Annotated in this window: 15 protein-coding genes; 8 read left to right on the plus strand and 7 right to left on the minus strand. The window is 70.4% G+C overall.

The window, feature by feature from the left end; all coding sequences use genetic code 11:
- Window positions 1–37 precede the first annotated feature (37 nt).
- Together ACU5E9_RS15605 and ACU5E9_RS15610 are read left to right on the plus strand one after the other, a co-directional pair.
- On the plus strand, window positions 38–805 hold the full coding sequence (locus tag ACU5E9_RS15605) for a phosphatase PAP2 family protein (protein WP_456810809.1): 768 nt from the start codon (window positions 38–40) through the stop codon (window positions 803–805).
- Between the two features lie 56 nt (window positions 806–861).
- A complete protein-coding gene (locus ACU5E9_RS15610; protein WP_456810810.1) occupies window positions 862–2,139 on the plus strand; it encodes a saccharopine dehydrogenase family protein in 1,278 nt (425 codons plus the stop codon).
- A 373-nt stretch (window positions 2,140–2,512) separates the two neighbouring features.
- Here the strand turns inward: ACU5E9_RS15610 and ACU5E9_RS15615 are convergent, their stop codons facing one another.
- From ACU5E9_RS15615 to ACU5E9_RS15645, 7 genes are all read right to left on the minus strand, one after another.
- Window positions 2,513–4,201: a DUF222 domain-containing protein gene (locus tag ACU5E9_RS15615; protein WP_456810811.1), complete on the minus strand. Its 1,689-nt coding sequence runs from the start codon at window positions 4,199–4,201 to the stop codon at window positions 2,513–2,515.
- 116 nt (window positions 4,202–4,317) lie between these two features.
- A complete protein-coding gene (locus tag ACU5E9_RS15620; RefSeq protein ID WP_456810812.1) occupies window positions 4,318–4,905 on the minus strand; it encodes a hypothetical protein in 588 nt (195 codons plus the stop codon).
- Window positions 4,902–8,867: a type VII secretion protein EccCa gene (gene eccCa, locus ACU5E9_RS15625; protein WP_456810813.1), complete on the minus strand. Its 3,966-nt coding sequence runs from the start codon at window positions 8,865–8,867 to the stop codon at window positions 4,902–4,904. Before eccCa ends, ACU5E9_RS15620 begins: the two co-directional genes overlap by 4 nt.
- Entirely contained in the window at window positions 8,864–9,736 is an 873-nt protein-coding gene (locus ACU5E9_RS15630; protein ID WP_456810814.1) for a hypothetical protein, read from the minus strand. The genes eccCa and ACU5E9_RS15630 overlap by 4 nt, the downstream gene beginning before the upstream one ends.
- Before the next feature lies 1 nt (window position 9,737).
- Entirely contained in the window at window positions 9,738–11,054 is a 1,317-nt protein-coding gene (locus ACU5E9_RS15635) for an EsaB/YukD family protein (protein ID WP_456810815.1), read from the minus strand.
- The gene (locus tag ACU5E9_RS15640; protein ID WP_456810816.1) at window positions 11,051–11,320 is read right to left on the minus strand and encodes a hypothetical protein; all 270 of its coding nucleotides are present in this window, start codon (window positions 11,318–11,320) and stop codon (window positions 11,051–11,053) included. The genes ACU5E9_RS15635 and ACU5E9_RS15640 overlap by 4 nt, the downstream gene beginning before the upstream one ends.
- Window positions 11,310–12,305: an RDD family protein gene (locus tag ACU5E9_RS15645; RefSeq protein WP_456810817.1), complete on the minus strand. Its 996-nt coding sequence runs from the start codon at window positions 12,303–12,305 to the stop codon at window positions 11,310–11,312. Before ACU5E9_RS15645 ends, ACU5E9_RS15640 begins: the two co-directional genes overlap by 11 nt.
- Window positions 12,306–12,486: 181 nt before the next feature.
- Between ACU5E9_RS15645 and ACU5E9_RS15650 the strand changes: the two genes are divergently transcribed.
- From ACU5E9_RS15650 to ACU5E9_RS15675, 6 genes are all read left to right on the plus strand, one after another.
- A complete protein-coding gene (locus ACU5E9_RS15650) occupies window positions 12,487–12,822 on the plus strand; it encodes a hypothetical protein (RefSeq protein ID WP_265398228.1) in 336 nt (111 codons plus the stop codon).
- Window positions 12,823–12,913: 91 nt separating this feature from the next.
- Complete coding sequence (locus tag ACU5E9_RS15655; RefSeq protein WP_297367224.1) at window positions 12,914–13,234, plus strand: pore-forming ESAT-6 family protein; 321 nt, start codon at window positions 12,914–12,916, stop codon at window positions 13,232–13,234.
- Window positions 13,235–13,238: 4 nt separating this feature from the next.
- Window positions 13,239–14,321, plus strand: coding sequence for a DUF6177 family protein (locus ACU5E9_RS15660; protein ID WP_456810818.1), 1,083 nt, complete (start codon window positions 13,239–13,241; stop codon window positions 14,319–14,321).
- Window positions 14,311–14,676, plus strand: coding sequence for a hypothetical protein (locus tag ACU5E9_RS15665; protein ID WP_456810819.1), 366 nt, complete (start codon window positions 14,311–14,313; stop codon window positions 14,674–14,676). The genes ACU5E9_RS15660 and ACU5E9_RS15665 overlap by 11 nt, the downstream gene beginning before the upstream one ends.
- A complete protein-coding gene (locus ACU5E9_RS15670) occupies window positions 14,657–15,019 on the plus strand; it encodes a DUF6507 family protein (RefSeq protein WP_456810820.1) in 363 nt (120 codons plus the stop codon). Before ACU5E9_RS15665 ends, ACU5E9_RS15670 begins: the two co-directional genes overlap by 20 nt.
- Complete coding sequence (locus ACU5E9_RS15675; protein ID WP_456810821.1) at window positions 15,016–17,844, plus strand: hypothetical protein; 2,829 nt, start codon at window positions 15,016–15,018, stop codon at window positions 17,842–17,844. The genes ACU5E9_RS15670 and ACU5E9_RS15675 overlap by 4 nt, the downstream gene beginning before the upstream one ends.
- Window positions 17,845–17,959: the final 115 nt, after the last annotated feature.

The raw sequence follows: 17,959 nt of genomic DNA on the forward strand, positions 1-17,959 counted from the left end.
GCGGGCGCAGCCCGGCCGACCGATCTAACATTGCCTGATGGACGCATCCCCTACGCCCGACACCGAACCCACTCCGCCCGAGCGCACGGCGGCCGGCACCGACAAGGCCGAGGCAGCGGCGGATGTTCCCTCCCGCCGCATCGCCCGCCGGTGGCCGCTGATCAGCGGTGCGATCGCGGTCGTGCTCGCCTTCCTCATCGGCGCCCTTATCCTGGTGCGCGGCGGCGGACGCCCGATCGAGGCTGACGCGGAGTGGATGGAGGAGATCCTGGAACACCGTTCGCCGGTGTGGGAGGTGCCCGCCCTGCTGATGAACTTCCTCGGCGCGGGCATCGCCGGGGTGATCGTGATCCCGCTGCTGATCGTGGTGACCTTGCTCGTGGTGAAACGGCCGTGGGCGGCCCTGTTCTTCGTGGTCTCCACCATCGCCAGTGCCGGCCTGGTGCAGCTGCTGAAGACTCTCTTCGGGCGAGCCCGTCCAGAGGACATGCTGATCACATCGGACTTCGGTTCCTTCCCGTCTGGGCACGTCGCCAATGCCGCGACCATGGCCATGGCGCTGGCGATCATCTTCCCGCGGCTGTGGGTGTGGATCGCCGGTGCCGTGTACACGGTGGCGATGATGGTCAGCCGCACCTACCTCGGCGCGCACTGGCTCACCGATACCATCGGCGGGCTGCTGCTGGGGGTGGGCGTGGCGGTGGTGCTGTGGGCGCCGCTGGCGGCCAAGCTCGACGGTGAGAACACTCTCGCCCGGCGGCGGGCGTATGCGCGCAACAGCCGGTCGGCCGGAACGGGCGGATAACCACGGATTTGTGCGCACGGGCTGACAGCGCGGCCCGCGCGCGCTAGCTTCGGGGAATGAAGATCCTTCTCGTTGGGGCGGGTGGCGTCGGTGACGCCTTCGCGAAGATCATTGCCCGTCGTTCCTTCTACGAGCACGTCGTGGTGAGCGACTACGACCTGGGCCGGGCGGAGCGCACAATTGCGTCCATTGCGACCCGGCATGGCGCGGAGACCGCCGGCCGGTTCACGTCCGCGCAGATCGATGCCTCCGACCCGGAGGTGGTGGCCCGCGTCGCGCGCGAGCACGGCGCCACCCACGTGATGAATGCCGTGGAGCCCAAGTTCGTGCAGAGCATCTTCGCCGGGGCGCTTGCTGCCGGTGCCGACTACCTCGACATGGCGATGAGCCTGTCGGAGCCGCATCCGACTGACCCGCACGCGCAGACCGGCATCAAACTCGGCGACGACCAGTTCGACCAGGCCGGCGACTGGGAGACCAACGGCCGGCTCGCCCTGGTGGGCATGGGCGTGGAGCCGGGCCTCTCCGACGTGTTCGCCCGGTACGCCTCCGACCACCTGTTCAGTGAGATCGACGAGCTTGGCACCCGGGACGGTGCCAACCTGGTGGTGCGTGACGAGGCCGGCAACGAGATCTTCGCGCCGTCGTTCAGCATCTGGACCACCATCGAGGAGTGCCTGAACCCGCCGGTGATCTTCGAGAAGGACCGCGGCTGGTACACGACGCCGCCGTTCAGCGAGCCCGAGGTGTTCGACTTCCCGGAGGGCATCGGCCCGGTGGAGTGCGTGAACGTGGAGCACGAAGAGGTGCTGCTGATGCCGCGCTGGCTGGATGCGAAGCGGGTGACGTTCAAGTACGGCCTCGGTGAGGAGTTCATCGGCGTGCTGCGCACCCTGCACCTGCTCGGCCTGGACAGCGTGAGCCCGGTGCGGGTACGCACCGCGGACGGCCCGGCGATGGTGGCACCGCGCGACGTGGTCGCCGCGAGCCTGCCCGACCCGGCCACGATCGGCCCGCGCATGACCGGCAAGACCTGCGCCGGCGTGTGGGTGACCGGTACCGGCACGGATGGCGCGCCACGCGAGGTCTACCTCTATCACGTGAGCGACAACGAGTGGACGATGGCCGAGTACGACGCCCAGTGCGTGGTCTGGCAGACCGCTCTGAACCCCGCGATCGCGCTGGAGCTGCTCGCGACCGGCGTGTGGTCCGGCCGAGGTGTGCTCGGCCCGGAGGCCTTCGACGCCAAGCCCTACCTGGACCTTATGAGCGCCCCAGAACCCGCCGGCTACGGCCAGCCCTGGGGCCTTGACGAGCGCACCCCCACCCCCTGACCCGCCAGCTGGCCGGCTCGCTGGTCGAGCTTGTCGAGACCCCGTGACGTGCCTGTGTGTCGTGCCCCGTTCGCTGGTCGAGCTTGTCGAGACCCCGGGACGTGCCTGTGTGTCGTGCCCCGTTCGCTGGTCGAGCTTGTCGAGACCCCGGGACGTGCCTGTGTGTCGTGCCCCGTTCGCTGGTCGAGCTTGTCGAGACCCCGGGACGTGCGTGCGGGTCGTGCCCCGTTCGCTGGTCGAGCTTGTCGAGACCCCGCGGCGTGCCTGTGTGTCGCTGCCGCGGCCTCCGAGAATCACCTCACCAGGTCTCGACAGGCTCGACCAACGGGATGGTTGGGTGCCGCGCACCGCTTCGGGCGGCCGTGGCGCGGGCTCAGTTCTGGTCGGGTTGACGGTCGTGCTGTTCGTGTGCGGCGGGGCTCTTGCTGTGCAGAAGGATGAGTGTCTGGCCGGGATCGACTGCGGCTGGAGGCCGGAGCCAGTAGGTGCCGTGGTGTTCGAAGATCTGCCAGCCCTGGTTGTGTAACAGCAGGTGGTGCGGGCTGCAGAGCAGGATGCCCAGGCGGATGTTGGTGCTGCCGTGGTCGCGGAGCCACTGCTCCAGATGGTGCGCTTCGGTGCGGGACGGGGGTTTGTCGCAGTCTCCCCACATGCAGCCGCCGTCGCGGGCCGCCAAGGCGATGCGTTGGGCCTGGCTGAAGATGCGTTCTTCCCGGCCGAGGTTCAGCGGCTGCCCGACGGTGTCGAAGGTGACCTCGACGGTGCCGGAGGTACAGATGATGCGGTCGATGGTTTGCTGGGACACCGGGGCGGGGTTGCCTTCGAGGAAGCCGTGGCCGGTGCCGTCCGGGATGGGCACCAGGGCGCGGGTCGGGTCGGGGGCCGCTGCCGGTTCGTCGGTTGGGCCGGTCTGTCGTGTCGGGCTGGTGTGGCCGGTATGACTGTTCGGTCCGGAAGGTTCCGTCGGGCGCTTCGGGGTGGCGGTGGTCAGGATCCGGACGGCGGGGGTGCGGCCGCCGAGCATTCGGTTGGGGTTGACGCTGCTGCCGGCTTTGAGCAGGTCGAGGAACCCGTCGGCGGTGAGCTGGTCGGTGCTGCGCGGGTCGTCCTGCACTGCTTTGGCCCAGGCGGCCCGGTCAGGGTCGACGAACCGGACGCCGCCGCGACGGGGACCGGTCAGGCTGTCGTAGAGATCCAGAATGTATTGGCCTTGCTCCGGCGGGAACAGCCCGTGGAGGTGGACCTGGCCGGTGTCGATCTTCCAGACCTTGAGGTAGCGGTCGTCCCAGGCTTTCTTCTCCCGCACGGCGATGCCGGCCTCGTCGAAGCTGTCGCGCATCCGGCGGGAGCGCTTGAGCAGCTCGTCCACGGTCATCCGGGTCGCCTCGAGCAGCAGGGTTTGCACGGCGTCGGCGAGCTTCTCCGCGGTGACGACGGTGTCCATATCGCCCAGGCCGTGGCGGATCGCGTGCGCGGCCGCGACCGAGAGCTCGCCGGAGGCCACGGCGCGCGAGATTGGCGCGTACCAGGGCGGTGCGACTGGCTCCGGCGGTGATGCCAGGTCGTCGAACAGGCCGGGTGGCGTGTCCAGCCCGTCCGCGCCGTCGCTTCCATCGGCTTCGTCACGCAACCGCCGCGCCGCGTCGGCCGCTTCTTCTGCGGCCCGAGCGTCAGCCGCTTCGGTGTCGGCGAGCATCCGGCCCACATCGACGAGTTTGCGGGCGTCTTGCCGGGTGGAGCCGGTGAGGTCCTGGATCAGGTCGGCCGGGTTGAGGAAGCCTTGCTGCTGGGCCAGGCCCTGCTGACCCAGCTCGGGCCTCGACCGGTGCTGCAGCGTTTTCGCCATCCAGGTCTGCCGGGTTTCGACCAGCTGACGCAGCCGGGCCAGGTCCTTCTGGCCGGCGAGCAGCTCCGCATCGGAGAGGGTGTCGTAGTCGGTGCTGCAGGCCCCCAAATGTTCGACCGCTTCGACCGCGGCGACCAGTGAATCAGCGGGCACAACCGCCCCCGACACGGTGTATACCGCCGTGCCGGGGGCGAATGTTCCTGCGATGGTGGACATGTAATGAGAATAGCTCAGTATCGGAGATCTGTCTGGTCAAACTGAAACTGTGGAGAACTTTTTTCGCCGGTCAGCGTCCGGTCAGCGCACGGGTCAGCGCACGGGTCAGCGCCCGGTCAGCGCCGATGATGCGCCGCCGACGCCAGCACCCGGCGGCCCAGCAGATCGCAGGCGGTGACCGTGCGCTTCGCCAGGCGGTGCACGGGGATGCGGCCGCCGCCGGCCAGCGACGCATCGTGCTGAATCACCGAGGCGATGCCGCGTCCGTAGGTGACGTGCAGCGCCTCCGTGAGCCGTTTGGTGCGGAACCGGCCCCTGGTGCCCATCGCGACGACGGTGACCCGCGCCAGGCCCGACTGGCCGTACCGTTCCCGCACGGCGCTGAGCAGCTCGTCGGCGGCCGCGAAGCCGAGCGGGGTGTTCGCTGTGGCGATCACCGCGATGATCGACGGCGACTCCAGCAGGTCCAGGCCCTCGCCGAGGGCATGCGGGCCGAGGTCGTGCAGCACCAGGCCGGCGTCGATGGTCGCCGCGTCGTCACCGCGGGGCAGGCGGGCGCCCACCGAGCCCGACGAGTGGTCGGCGAGCGAGGGGACGCTCGGCGACAGCTTCGACAGCTGGTCGAAGAGGATGGCGGTGAGCGTTGTGGTACCCACCCCGCCGGCGGTGCCGCAGACGACGATGCGCAGGTTGCCGTGGGTCACAGTGCCAACTCCTTCGCCAGGGCGTCGGCCTCGTCGTCGGCCGGGTTCCGGGTGTGTGCGATCTGCACGATCCGCGGCCGGTCGCCGCGCCGCACGATGCGGCCGCGTCCGGGCGGCATCTGCTCGGCGTACACACCGGGCAGGATCTGCCCCTCGGTGCGTTCGCCCGACATCACCAGGGTCGTCGCCCCGGTGTCGCGCAGTGACTGCAGCACCACGTCGTACATGGCCCGGGATGCGCCGGCCACCGGCCGGGTGACGATCACGTTCAGCCGCAGTTCGCGGGCGCTGGGCAGGAAGGGCAGCAGCGGCGCCAGCGGGTCGGTGCCGCCGGAGGCGAGCACGTCGTAGTCGTCGGCGATCACCACGATCCGCGGTCCGGCGGAGCGGTCGGGGGAGTTCTGCCGCTGGGCCAGCTCGCTGGCGATCGCGGTCGTGAGCACCCGGGCCTGCCCGCTGGATTCGGCGAGCCCGCCGAGGTACTCATCCGGGCAGGAGGTGGCGATCTCGCCGCGCACATCCATGATCGCGATGACCAGTTCGTCGGCGGTGTACCGGTCGATCAGGCCCTGCACGATGCCGCGCACGAACGTGGACTTGCCCGATGCGTGGTCGCCGAAGACCAGCACGTGCTGGTCCCGAGACGCGAGGTCCAGGTAGGCCGGCTCCATGGTGTCCTGCCGCAGGCCGAACGGCACCGCGTCGGGCGAGTCGATGGCGTCGGGCAACTCGTCCGGCGAGAAGCTGTCGGGCAGCAGCCGGATGGGAGCGGCCGACGGTCCTTCCCAGCTGTGCGCCGAGCGGGAGGCGAGGGCCTCGATCTCGTCGCCGATCAGGTCGTCGGCGGTGTCGTCCAGCACCGGCAGGGCGATGTGCGCGAACAGGCCGTCGTCGGTGATCGCCCGGCCGGGCTGGTCGGCGCGGAGGGCCCCGGAGAGCTTGCGGCCCACCTGGGAGTCCATCGGGTCGTTCAGGCGCAGTTCGATCCGGGTGCCGATCAGCGGTTGCTGCGCCATCCGGAGTTCGTTCCACCGGGTCATCGCGAGCACCACGTGGATGCCGAAGCTTGACCCGCGGGCGAGGATGTCGAACAGCGCCGGCTCGAACTCCTCGAACTCGCTGCGGAGGGCGCCGATGCCGTCGACGAGCAACACGATGTCCGCCGCGACGAGCTCGGGCACGCCGCCGTCGGCGTGCATCCGCCGCAGCGTCGGCAGCGAGTCGATGCCGCGCTCGGTGAAGAGCCGTTCCCGGGTGGCGAGCATCGCGGCGAGCTCCTCGAGCAGCCGGCGCAACCGGTCCCGGTTGGCGCGGGTGGCCACACCACCCACGTGCGGAAAGCCCTCGATGCGGTTCATGCCGGAGCCGGTGAAGTCCATCCCGTAGATGCTCACCTGCCGCGGCGTGTGGGTGAGCGCGATCGACGCGGCCATGGTGCGCAGGAACGTGCTGCGGCCGGTCTGTGGGGCACCGAAGATGGCGACGTGCCCACCGCTGCGGGTGAGGTCGATCAGCCACGGGTCCTGGCGCTGTTTCTCCGGCTCGTCGAGCAGGCCCATCGGCACCTTGAGCTCAGGGGTCGGCTCGTCGGTGAGGATGCGCGACAGCGCGAACCGCTCCGGCAACGGCAGCAACCAGATCGGCGGCACCGTCGTGGCCGAGCCGCGCAGGCCGTCGACGGCCTCGTCGATGAGGGCCCGCCCGGTCGACGGGGTGGCGAGCGCCTCTTCGGCGGTCTCGTTCTCGCTCCGCTGCTGCAGCCCGTTGTAGAGCGGCAACGGCAACGCCGTGAGCGCCTCGAGGTCGGCGGACCGGTCGGGCGCGGCATCCGCCTGCACGGCGGGACCGGACACGAACCCGGACCGGAACCGGCGGTAGATCGACGTGTCGACCTTGAGGTAGCCGTAGCCGGGGATGGCGGGCAGGTGGAAGGCGTCGGGGGTGTCGAGCACAATGGCGCTCTCCGAAGCGGAGAAGGTGCGGAGGCCCACCCGGTACGAGAGGTACGTCTCCAGGCCGCGCAGCTTGCCGGCCTCGATGCGCTGGCTCGAGAGCAGCAGATGCACGCCGATCGACCGGCCGATCCGGCCGATGGTGAGCAGCAGGTCCACGAAGTCGGGTTCGGCGGTGAGCAGCTCGCCGAACTCGTCGATGACGATGAGCAGGTGCGGCAGCGCCGGCAGGTCGGGCCGGGTGGCCGCGAGCTCGCGGTAGTGCGTGATCGAGGGGGAGTTGCCGGCGTCCTTGAGCAGCTGCTGCCGGCGCACGACCTCCCCGGCGATGCTCACCCGGGCACGCTGGGTGAGCTGCGGGTCGTCGGCGAGGTTGTCGATGATGCCGGCCACGTGGGGCAACCCGGCGAACGGGGCGAACGCGGCACCACCCTTGTAGTCCACCAGCACCATGCTCACGTCGTCCGGGCCATGCGACAGCGCCAAGGCCAGGATCAGGGTGCGCAGCATCTCGCTCTTGCCGGAACCGGTCGCGCCGATGGCCAGGCCGTGCGGGCCCATGCCCAGCTGGGCGGATTCCTTGAGGTCGAGCAGCACCGGCTCGCCGAAGTCGTCCAGTCCCACCGGCACCCGCAGGAAGTCCCGCGGGGAGCGCGGCTCCCACGCGGTGGCGGCGTCGAACGCGGTGACGTCGCCGATGCCGAGCAGTTCCACGATGTCCACGGCCTTGGCCGATTCCACTTCGTCTTGCCGGGTCATGCTCAGCCGCAGCGGCGAGAGCATCCGGGCAACGGTCTCGAACAGGGCGGCGGAGATCTGGTCGAGCGCGGCGGTCTGCACCTCGACCTGGCCGTCGCCGCTGTCGCGCGCATCCGAGATCTCGGCGCGGTCGTGGCCGACGGTGACGCGGATGGTGACATCGCTCGGTTCGTGCATCCGGTCGCTGAGCAGGTGCACCATGGTGATCTGCAGGTCAATGGGGGAGAGGTCGGCGTCGGGCACCGGCAGAACGGATGCGACGTGGCCGTAGTCGTCCACGAACACGATCAGCCGGGCGTTCTCGGCCGGCCCGGCGTTGCCGCCGCTGCGTTTCGCGGTGGCCGCGAGCTGGGCCCGGTCGCCGAGTTCCTGGCCGAGCACCCGGCGGAGCGCCTGGGTGTCCCGGGCCACCCGGCGGGCGGGAACGGGCCCGTCGTAGGTGTCTTCGTCGACGAAGTGCGGCAGCAGGTCGACGCCGCGCCAGTCCTCGGCGGCTGAGTCGGGGTAGGCGATGGCCATGTGCACATCGTCGGGGGCGTGCAGCGCCGCGATCTGCAGGATCAGCGCGCGCGCCACCTGCAGGGCGTTCTGCCGGTCGCCGATGATCGCCACCGCTCCGGCGCCGTCGAGCTTGAGGTCCACCGGCATGCCGCGCACGGTGGAGTAGTGCTCGGTGACCTGCCGGGCCTCGCCGGCCAGGATCGGGTCGTACGGCTGCACCGGGTTCTGCTCGGCGGGGATGGCCAGGTCGAACCAGGCCACGTCGCCCACGCCGAGGCGGGGGCTGAGGAAGTCGGCGTCGTGCCGGCGGCGCTCCCACAGCCGACCCGGGTCGCGCACCAGTTCGATCAGCGCGGCCGGGTCGGGGTTGAGCAGCTCGGCGGTGGCGCGCACCGACTTGCCGCGCTGGCGCATCCGGGCGCGCAGCCCTTCGAGGTAGTCGAGGTAGCGTTCGCGTTGCACCCGCCGGGTACGGGCGGCCGCGCCGCGCTGGGTGAGCGCCATGGCCAGGCCGCTGACGATGGCGACGATGAGGATCAGCGCGCCGATAACCATGAACAGGGCGTTGCCGCGCAGGGTGACCATCATGATCACGCTGGTGCCGGCGCCGAGCACGGGCAGCAGCGCCTGGATCGGCACGCCGCCCTGGGCGCCGTCCTGCATGGCCGGTGGCGGCGAGATGATCTCGGCGTCGGTGCGCTGCAGCGGCCGGGTGACCCGGGTGGGCCGGTGCACGAGTCGCAGGGTCATGCGGTCGCCTCACTGTGTCGGAGTTCGGCGCCAAGGGAGAGCTGCGCTTCGGTCATGATGGTGCCGGCCAGTTGTGCGTAGGCGATGCGGGTGCGGGCGCTCATCGAGGCGCTCGGCACCGGCTTGGCGGAGCCCGCGCTCGGGTCGTACGGGATCCGCAACACCGGCACGCCCAGGTCGGGGCCCACGCCCTGCGGCGTCTGGCCGCGGCTGGAACCGCTCACGTCCACGATGACGAGCACCACCTGCGGGCCGTCCGCCACCCCGGTCAGCGCCGGGATGACCGCGACGGCGTCTTCGAGTTCGTGCCGCCGGGACGGCGTGACCACGCAGAGCACGTGGCTGGCCAGGGCCACCTGGGCCAGGTCGATCTGCCAGCCGCGCACGCCCCAGTCCGTGATCGCGAGGTCGAAGAACCGCGACACCGGGTTGATCCGGTCGAACCAGGTGCGGCTGGGCACGGGCGTGGTCGGATGCGCCGGGTCGCGCAGGTCCAGCCCGATCAGTCCGGAGCGGGCAACCGGCAGCCCGGCCGCGGCCTCTGCGGCCGAGAGGGGCCGGGTGCGCGCCGGCGGCAGGGCGCCCTCGGGGGCGGGCACCCCGGCATGCCAGAGCATGTTCCGGTCGCCGCCGGAGGCGTTCACGCCGAGCACCAGGCCGGCCCGCCGGTTCGCGAAGATGCTGGCGACCCCGGCCGCCACGGTGGAGGAGCCCGCGCCGCCGCAGGCCTGCACGAGGCCGACGCGGCGGTTGAGGGTCAACGGCATCCGGATGGCGGCATCCGCGTTGGTGAGGTCGTGCAGCCGTGCGCTGGCGCTGCCGACGAGGGCGAGGGGGATCGAACGCAGCCCGGCCGCGAGGGTCGACACGCTAGAACGTCCCGAGCAGGTCGGGGTACACGCCGAACACGCCGAGGGTGACCGGCAGCAGCGCGACGACGGCGAACATCTCCAGGGTGTTGCCGGCCCGTCGGAGGCGCGCGCGGGTGTGCGCCGGCGGGTGCATCGCGACCACGAGCAGGGCGACGACCGACACGAGCACGAGGGCCACGAGCACGTACGTCTCGGAGCTGTGCGCCACGGCAACGGCGATGGCGGCGGCGATGGACGCGCCCCACAGCACCACGGCTTGGCCGGCGAGCGGGAACGCGCGGGTGCGAAGCGCCGTGACCAGGATCAGCGCGGCGCCGAGGCCGATCGCCCAGCCCTCCGTCGACGAGGCGAGCAGGCTGGCGGTGGCGAGCAGCGGCAGGGCCACGGCCACGGTCGACCAGGTCAGCGACCGGTAGGCGTCGTTCACGGTGGCAAGCACGGTCTCCCGGTTGGTGAGCTTGCCGGCGATCACGAGGTCGTCGATGCCGGTGAGCCCGGAGCTGTTCATCGCGTACCAGGGCAGCATGCCGCAGACCACGGCCGCGGCGACGCCGACGATGGCGGCGGTTTCCAGCGGGGCAAGGCCCATCAGGTGCAGCAGCACCGGCAGCACGCTCAGCGCGACGCCGACCAGGCTGGCCCGCAGCGCCGGGCGGATGCCGAGGCCGAGGCCCAGCGCGACGCCGATGGCCAGCCAGCCGAGGCCAAGGGCGAAGACCAGCGTCGCCAGCAGCGGGTCGTCGCCGAAAGCGGTGACGGCGTCGGCGAGGCTGACCGCGGTGGCGGGCACCAGCCCGAGGGCGGCGGCGGCGAAAGCGGCGGCCGGCCACGTCTGGCGGAGGCGCCCGAGCAGTACCGACACCAGGAGGCTGCCGGCGAACACGGCGGCGAGGAGGCCGCCGGTGTCGGTGAAGCCGCCGGTGAACAGCAGCGCGGCGACGCCCATCATGGTGCCGATGGCGGCGGCACCGACGCCTTCGCGGTGCCGGGCCGCCCACAGGCCGCGCTTGTCGTCCCTGGCCTCGGCGACCACGTCGGTGACGTCGGCGACCTCGGGCGGGGCGGGCGCTTCGTCCACCCGCAGCAGCCGCAGCAGTTCACCGGCCGCCACGTTCTGTTCGGCCAGCGACAGGGCGGTGTCCAGCTGCTGCCCGGTGGCGCGCACCAGGGTGAGCGGTCGGGCGACCGAGCCGGTGCGCTCCTCGAGCAGGTCCATCAGCTGCGGAATCAGCGCGGCGATGGTCTCGTCGTTGGGCACCACGATCTCGGCCTTGCGGCTGCGACCCACGATGGTCAGCCGGGTGAAGCCGCTCACAGCGCGCTTCCCGGTACGAGCGGGGCCGACATCGAGGCGTTCTCGGCGTCGGCGGCGGCCTTCTGCGCGAGCAGGTCGATCACGAAGGAGGTGCCGACGCACGCCGCGCACGCCACCGCGGCGAGGATCACGCCGGCCAGGAACCGGCGCAGGTTGTCGGTGGTCGCGCGGCGCTCGGAGACCTCGCCGAACAGGAAGGCGGCCTGGAGGCGGGCGCGGTGCGTCTTGACGGTTTCAAGGAGCACCACATCGTAATCAGATGACATCGACGGGCAGGCTTTCTGTGGGGACCACCGGGGTGGTCGAGGTGGCGGGGGTGCCTGTCACGGTGACGGCTTCGGTGGCGAGGATGTCGAAGTGGCGGTCGCCGAGTTCCACCCGCCAGCCGGGCGCGGCGGCGGTGGGCTGGCCGGGCAGCAGCGGCCGGCGCTCGCCGGTGGCGGTGACCAGGGTGGTGCCGTTGGCCGAACCCAGGTCGGTGACCCAGAGCAGGGTGCCCGACCAGGTGACCAGGGCGTGCGATTTCGCCAGGGTGCGCGACAGGTCGGTCCAGGCGAACAGCGGATGCGCCTCGTCCCCGGTGCGGTTGTCCGGCCGTCGGCCGATCACGAGCGAGGTGTCCACCTGCTGGGCCTGGTCGTCATCGAGCACCAGGGTCACGAACGGCGCGATCCGGGCCTGCGGGGCGTAGCCGTCGTCGGCATCCGTGGCCAGCATCCGGCGCCGGCCCTCGCGCCGGGTCGGCGCGGAGCGCGGTGACGCCTGGGCCAGCTGGGCCGTGCCGAGCGGGGTGCGGGCGGGGGTGTGCGGGTCGCGGCCGCGGCGGATGTCGGCGGTGACCGTGGTGCGGGAGCCGATCAGGTTCACCAGGGCGCCGGCCAGGTGCCGGGCGCCCACCGGGCTGCCGGAGAGGTCGTCGACGGTGCGGAGGCCCAGCAGCCACCGGCCCAGGGTGCGCCCGGTGCCCAGCAGCAGGGCGAGCTGGGCGGCGATGAACAGGAGGAGGGTGCCGAGCACGGCGGCGATGAGTCCGGCGGACACCGTTTCACCCGAGGAAACGGTCACGGCAACAGCGCCGCCGGCCAGGATCGCGACCGGGAGCAGGTCGATCGCGAGCGACCAGTACCGGCGTGTCGCGGATGCGGTGACGACGTCGCCGAGCATGCCGGAGTACGGTCCGAGTGCGGCTCCGGGAGCGGCGACGACCGACAACACGCCGCAGCGCGTGCAGTAGGCGGTGGCTGGGATCAACGGTGCCCCGCACCGTCCACAGCTGATGGCGCCGATGAGTGCATTGACCAACGAGAACCGAACCCCCAGGCGAGACCGCAAATCTGAAAATGTGCCGAATTTCCCCCGCACCGTGTGGACATACCCTAACCTGAGATCTCGTCAAAGCATGTCAAAGCATTAGGGGGACACTATGGCTGGAATGAAATTTGCGATGGGCGCCGACGTTCTGTCGCACCTGACCAAGAAGACGAGCACTTCTTCTGACGATCTCGGTTCGCTCGTCAAGCAGCTCTTCGAAGCGGCCGCGCCGCTCGAGGGCAAGTTCAACGGTGCCGGCCGCGCCGCGTTCGACCGGTTCAAGACCGAGACGGATGGCATCGCCACCGAACTCAACAGCGCGCTGAACGCTGTGCTCACCGGTATCCAGGGTCAGGACCTCGCCTTCGCGCAGGGCGACCAGGAACTCGCCGACCAGACGAGCACCGCACAGGCCGGCTCGAGCTTCGACGCCGCACGCTTCGGCTCGCGCGCCTAAGCACTCCGCTGGCGGACTCGCCGGCACCCTGCGGACCTCGTGACCGAGCGCCGCAGCACTCTCACACTCGACCCAACCGAAGGGCAACATCATGGCTTCAGGCGGTAACTCAGCAGACCGTCGCGACTACGACGTCGCGGCATCCCAGAACGTGCAGGACAACTTCAACGCGCTGGCAGCCCAGCTCGAATCTCTCATCGACCAGCGTGACGCCGACGTGAAGGCCATGATGGCCGACTACCAGGCCGATGGCGTGTCGGAGGACTACGCGGCCAAGGAGCTGCGTTGGAACACCGTCGCCGGTGAGGTCAAGCAGATCATCAACACCCTGCGCAGCTCGCTGTCCTCGAACGACGAAACCGCCCAGGCCACCCTGGCCCGCGGCCGTTCCGCCGTCCAAGCCATCGGCTGACCCGTTGGTCGAGAGCGTCGAACATCCGCTCGTCGACTCGGTAGGCGACGGGTACGTCGTCAGCTACAGCGCTGCCTCCGTCGTGCACGCCAGCGAGGGCCGTACCAGCCTGATCGCCGAGGGCGCAAGGGCAGGGCTTCGCGTGGTGTTCCTCACCCCGTCGTCGTCCCGGCTCACCTTCGGCATGATGCAGCTGCTCGGTGCCACCCGCAGCAAGTGGGTGGCCAGGGACGCTTCCGGTGCGCTGACCGACGGCCTCACCGGCCGCCGGCTCGCCGAGGTGCAGGACGTCCTGAACCCGGGCAGCGCCCGCGACGCTGACACACCGACCGACGCCGCCGACGCGAACACGCCGGCCGTGGCGGCGACGGACGCCGCCGAGCGATCCTGGTTGCACCTGACCGTGTCGGTGCACCTACAGGCCCGCGAGGAAACCCGCGTCGGCGGCGCCCTGGCGTTCCTCACCGACCGGGTCGCCAACGCGGCTCCGGCCGGCTGGGGGGTTCACGAACCGGCCGGACTGGCCTGGGACCGGGAGAACCTGGACCGGTATGTGCGAGCGCGGATGCCCAGGGAGACCCGGGTGTACGTCGCCGGCCACGGCGGCCTGGCCATGTCAGCGCTGATGCGGGTGACGCGGAGCGCCAGGGGCCTCGTCGAAGAGACGAAGCTGCTGGTGGCCCTCGACGCCGATGACACCGCCGCCCAGCGGAGCATCGCCGCGGTGCCCGGAGTGTTCGCCGACCTCGCGGCCACCGAATCGGTGCTGCTCGGCAGTGCGTTCGTGCTGCGCGGCGCCGCCGACCTGGCCGTGTCGGCTCAGCTCGGGGCTCCACCGTTGCCGGTGGCGATGGTGCTCGGCCCGCGGGCAGTGCGCGACCTGGGTCTGGACCCGGCCGAGGCCGAGGAACGCTTCGGCGCCATCCGGGCCGGCCGTCCCCGCATCCCCTCGATCGTGCTGCCGTTCACCCGGGAGGGCTCGGGCAGCTGGCAGCAGTACCTCGACGTGGCCGGCTCGTTCGACCCCGCCGACGTGGCGCGGGCGTTCGTCAACGGCAGCAAGCGGGAGGTGGCTCGTGCCTCATGAACTGATCGTGGTCTCGACCCGGCCGGTCGACGTGGGTGACCACCTGGTCGCGGCGGTTTCGGTGGACCCGGACCTACTCGTACGACACATCTGGAACGGCGGCGCCACGCAGGTGCTCTCGCCGGAGGGCGCGGTCCTGCTGACCGTGCTGCGCAGCAAGGGTTTCGACGTGCCCGACGACGTCGAGCGTCTCACCGGCACCAAGCCGGCGGCAAGCCAGGCTTTTTGGACAGAACTGTATTCACCGCTGGACCCCGGGGCGCTCCTCGGGTTCGAGGTCGCCAGGGCACTCGCCCAGGCGACCGAAGGCGACTTATTCGTGCGGGAGGGCAACGATGACAAGCTGGAGTATTGATCCGCAGGGGGTAGCGACGGTCCTGACGAACGTCGAGACCGCCGCCACCGAACTTTCCACCGCGCTGGACGGCATCCTGACCGCGCAGGACGACCTGGTCTACGGAGCTGGGTCGCTCGGCGGAGTACCCGCAGCCGTCGCCGCGCTCATCGAGAGCGAGAAGACCCGGCTCACCAACGTGGGCTATCGCATCAACGCGGGCACCGTGGGGGCCAGCACCGCGGCGATCGCCTACGTGAAGGGCGACGAAGAAATGGCGGCCAGCGCGCAGGCCGCAGCCTCGGGCTCCGCCCTGAACGGCGACATGTCCGCCATCGGCGCCGAACGGGCGGCCGCACTGTGAGCGTCAGCGACCACATCGGCTACGGGGACCTCGTCAACGCCGACAAGATCCCCGGCGACAACATCTACCCGGAGTCCGTGGCGGCCGCGGCCACCGCATACTCGACCGCCGGCACCGCCATCCCCGAAAAGGGAACGGCAGTCCTCACCCAGTGGCAGGGCCTCAGCGGCGTCTACACCGCACCGGAATCGGCCGAACTGCTCGCGATCATGGACCCGGTGACGGTCGACACCGCCGCCATCGGCACCACCCTCGCGAGCGTGTCCACCATCATCTCGAACTTCGCCGAGACCATCGCCCCCATCAAGACGCGTCTGATGGCGCTCAAGGTCGAGGCGAACGCCTTCGCGACCCGGGTCATCAACGGCGTCACCGTTGAGTGGTACGACAAGGACCACCCCGCCTGGGACGCCGGCATCTTCAGCTTCGTCGTCACCGACTTCGCCGACATGGCCCCGGTCACCATTCCCTGGGACCAGCACCGCGACACCGTGGAAGAGAACAAGGAGATCCTCGGCCGGGTCAACACCGAGGTTGCGGCGCTCGACGCGGCCCAGGTCGAGGCCATCAACGCCATCAACGCGTTGCGCACCGACGAAGACCGGCCCACCGAGGTCGTCGTCGCGCTCACCGAAGACGACCTCAACGCCGAAGGCGCCGTGCTGCCTTACGGTGCGGCGACGGATGGCGACAAGGGCTGCTACCAGTCCACCAACGACGGCATGGAAACCGCCCTCGTGGGCATGGTCGAGGGCGGCGGCGCTCTGTTCGGCTACAACGCCACCACCGGCGACTGGGGCGACGGCGAAACTGCCGCCGCCGCCTGGCGCGGCATGGGCATGACCGTTGCCGGCGTCGCCCTGCTCGGCAACCTGGGCATGGCCGCCACGCTGATCCCCGACGAGCACATTCCGTCCTGGCTGAAGGGCGCCGACGACTTCGCCGAAGAGGCGATGGACCACGTGACGAACGCCGGCAAGTCGCTCGTCGCCGTCGACATGTGGTCGGAGAACCCGGCCGAGGCATTCGGCACCACCCTCGTGAACGTCGGTACCTTCTTCATCCCCGGCGGCGCCGTGGTCGGCGGGCTCAAGGCCGGCACCGTCGCCGCGCGGGCAGCCTCCATCGCCGGCCACGCCGTTGACTTCGTCCTCCCCGGTGCGGCCGTAGCCTCCCGGGTCGTGACCGGCACGGCCATCCACGCCGGCCATGGCCTGACCGCGCTCACCAGCGCTCTCAAGGGCAGCCTCACCACCGGCGTCTCCGCCGGTCGTGGCGCGCTCGCGCAGACCCTCAACTCGCTCGGCGACAACATGCCGTCGGTACGGGTCGAACCCGGCTACAGCGTCGCCCTCCCCGGCGGCGGCGGCAGCCTGCCCGGCCCAGGCCGCATCGTGATCGGCGAGCCCGGCAGCGGTGGCAGCCTGCTGCACAACATCGCCGATCGAGTGGATTCCGGTACGCCTGCCGCGTCCGGTACGCCTGCCGCGTCCGGTACTCCGTCTACTTCGGGTACGCCTGGCACGTCGGGTACGCCTGGCACCTCTGCCACGCCCGGCACTTCCGGTGCGCCTGGTATTGCCGATCAGGCTGGCCATCCCGGTACACCCGACGCAGCCGGCACGGCCGCTACCCCTGAAGCTGGAACCACGCCCGGCGCTTCCAGCACGGGAACCACACGCCCCGCTGCCGGCGGAGCTACGGATGCTCCTGCTGACGCACCGACGACGCCGGCCACCGCCGGCGCCCCGGACAAGGTGGCAACGGACGGCACAACGCCGACCGGCGCCGACGCGACACCGGCCGGTGCTGACGCGACACCGGCCGGCGCTGACGCGACTCCGGCCGGCACCCACTCGACCCCCGATCCCGGGCCGGTGCGGATGTCGAACGGCACGGCGCACGACCTGGCCTACCCGAACGAAACCATCGCTCGGGGATACAGCTCGTTCGAGCAGGCCCTGCCGGCGATCCTGGAACGTCACGGGGTGACGGGCGACGAATTCTCCACGCTGGTGCACGAACCGATCGCAAACCTCAACAAAGCAGAGCTGACGCTGATCCACGACGTCCGCCACGCTCTGCCGTCACCGAGCATGACGGACCTGCTGCAGAAGGTGGTCCCGCACGACCTGGGAACCAACATCATGCACAGGGTGCAGGGCGCCATGGACTCCGTGAGCGGCTTCGTGTCCCGCCCGGTCGACCTGCTGGATCTCAGCAATCAGCAGGTCCACGATGTCCTGGGGCTCAACTATCTGGACAAGAACGGGCTTCCGAGTTCGTTCACCAACGACCTGGCGGCCGGCCGGTCGTACTTCGACGTGCGTTTCGACGCGACCGCAATGGCGCATCCGTCCATCCCTGATTCGCCGATCCGCTGGATGAAAGACGAGGTGCCCGACCACATCCTGAACATGACCGACCCGGCGGCCAAGGCACAGGCCATCCAGTCGCACTGGGACAACTACACGGCTCAGGAGAAGCTGGACTTCGAGGTCGACTACCCGTCGATTGAGTACACCCTCAAGAGCGCCCTGGATTCGAAGAACCCGTTCCGCGGATCCGGTTTCTCCGGCACCGGTGCCAATTTCTCTCCGGAAGGCACATTCGGCCGAGACGCGATTCCGCTCCCCAACGGTGCAGAATTGTGGCGGACGTCACCGACCGGGCAGCGTGAGTTCGTTGCCGTGTTCGACAAGCCCGGCGCGGCTCGGCCGGGTACCTGGATTCTGGCCGACTCGGCGACGCCACGCCAACTGCTGAGCGGCGTGGGCCCGCGGCCCACAGCCGGGATCGGGACCGTTCTCAAGGACAACGATTGACGGATTGGCAAGAAATGAGCGGTGACCGATGAGTGAGCTCTCCCGGCTGACCCACCCGGCAGGAGTTGCTGACCTTCAAGGTCAGACAGCTCCTGACGGTTGGGTTGAGGTCAAC

Source organism: Cryobacterium sp. AP23, from assembly GCF_054075385.1.

What these genes read in the sequence shown, in the direction of transcription:
- ACU5E9_RS15605 (WP_456810809.1), top strand. Translation starts at nt 38, where the DNA reads ATGGACGCATCCCCTACGCCCGACACCGAACCCACTCCGCCCGAGCGC.
- ACU5E9_RS15610 (WP_456810810.1), top strand. Translation starts at nt 862, where the DNA reads ATGAAGATCCTTCTCGTTGGGGCGGGTGGCGTCGGTGACGCCTTCGCG.
- ACU5E9_RS15615 (WP_456810811.1), bottom strand. Translation starts at nt 4,201, where the DNA reads ATGTCCACCATCGCAGGAACATTCGCCCCCGGCACGGCGGTATACACC.
- eccCa (WP_456810813.1), bottom strand. Translation starts at nt 8,867, where the DNA reads ATGACCCTGCGACTCGTGCACCGGCCCACCCGGGTCACCCGGCCGCTG.
- ACU5E9_RS15640 (WP_456810816.1), bottom strand. Translation starts at nt 11,320, where the DNA reads ATGTCATCTGATTACGATGTGGTGCTCCTTGAAACCGTCAAGACGCAC.
- ACU5E9_RS15650 (WP_265398228.1), top strand. Translation starts at nt 12,487, where the DNA reads ATGAAATTTGCGATGGGCGCCGACGTTCTGTCGCACCTGACCAAGAAG.
- ACU5E9_RS15655 (WP_297367224.1), top strand. Translation starts at nt 12,914, where the DNA reads ATGGCTTCAGGCGGTAACTCAGCAGACCGTCGCGACTACGACGTCGCG.
- ACU5E9_RS15670 (WP_456810820.1), top strand. Translation starts at nt 14,657, where the DNA reads ATGACAAGCTGGAGTATTGATCCGCAGGGGGTAGCGACGGTCCTGACG.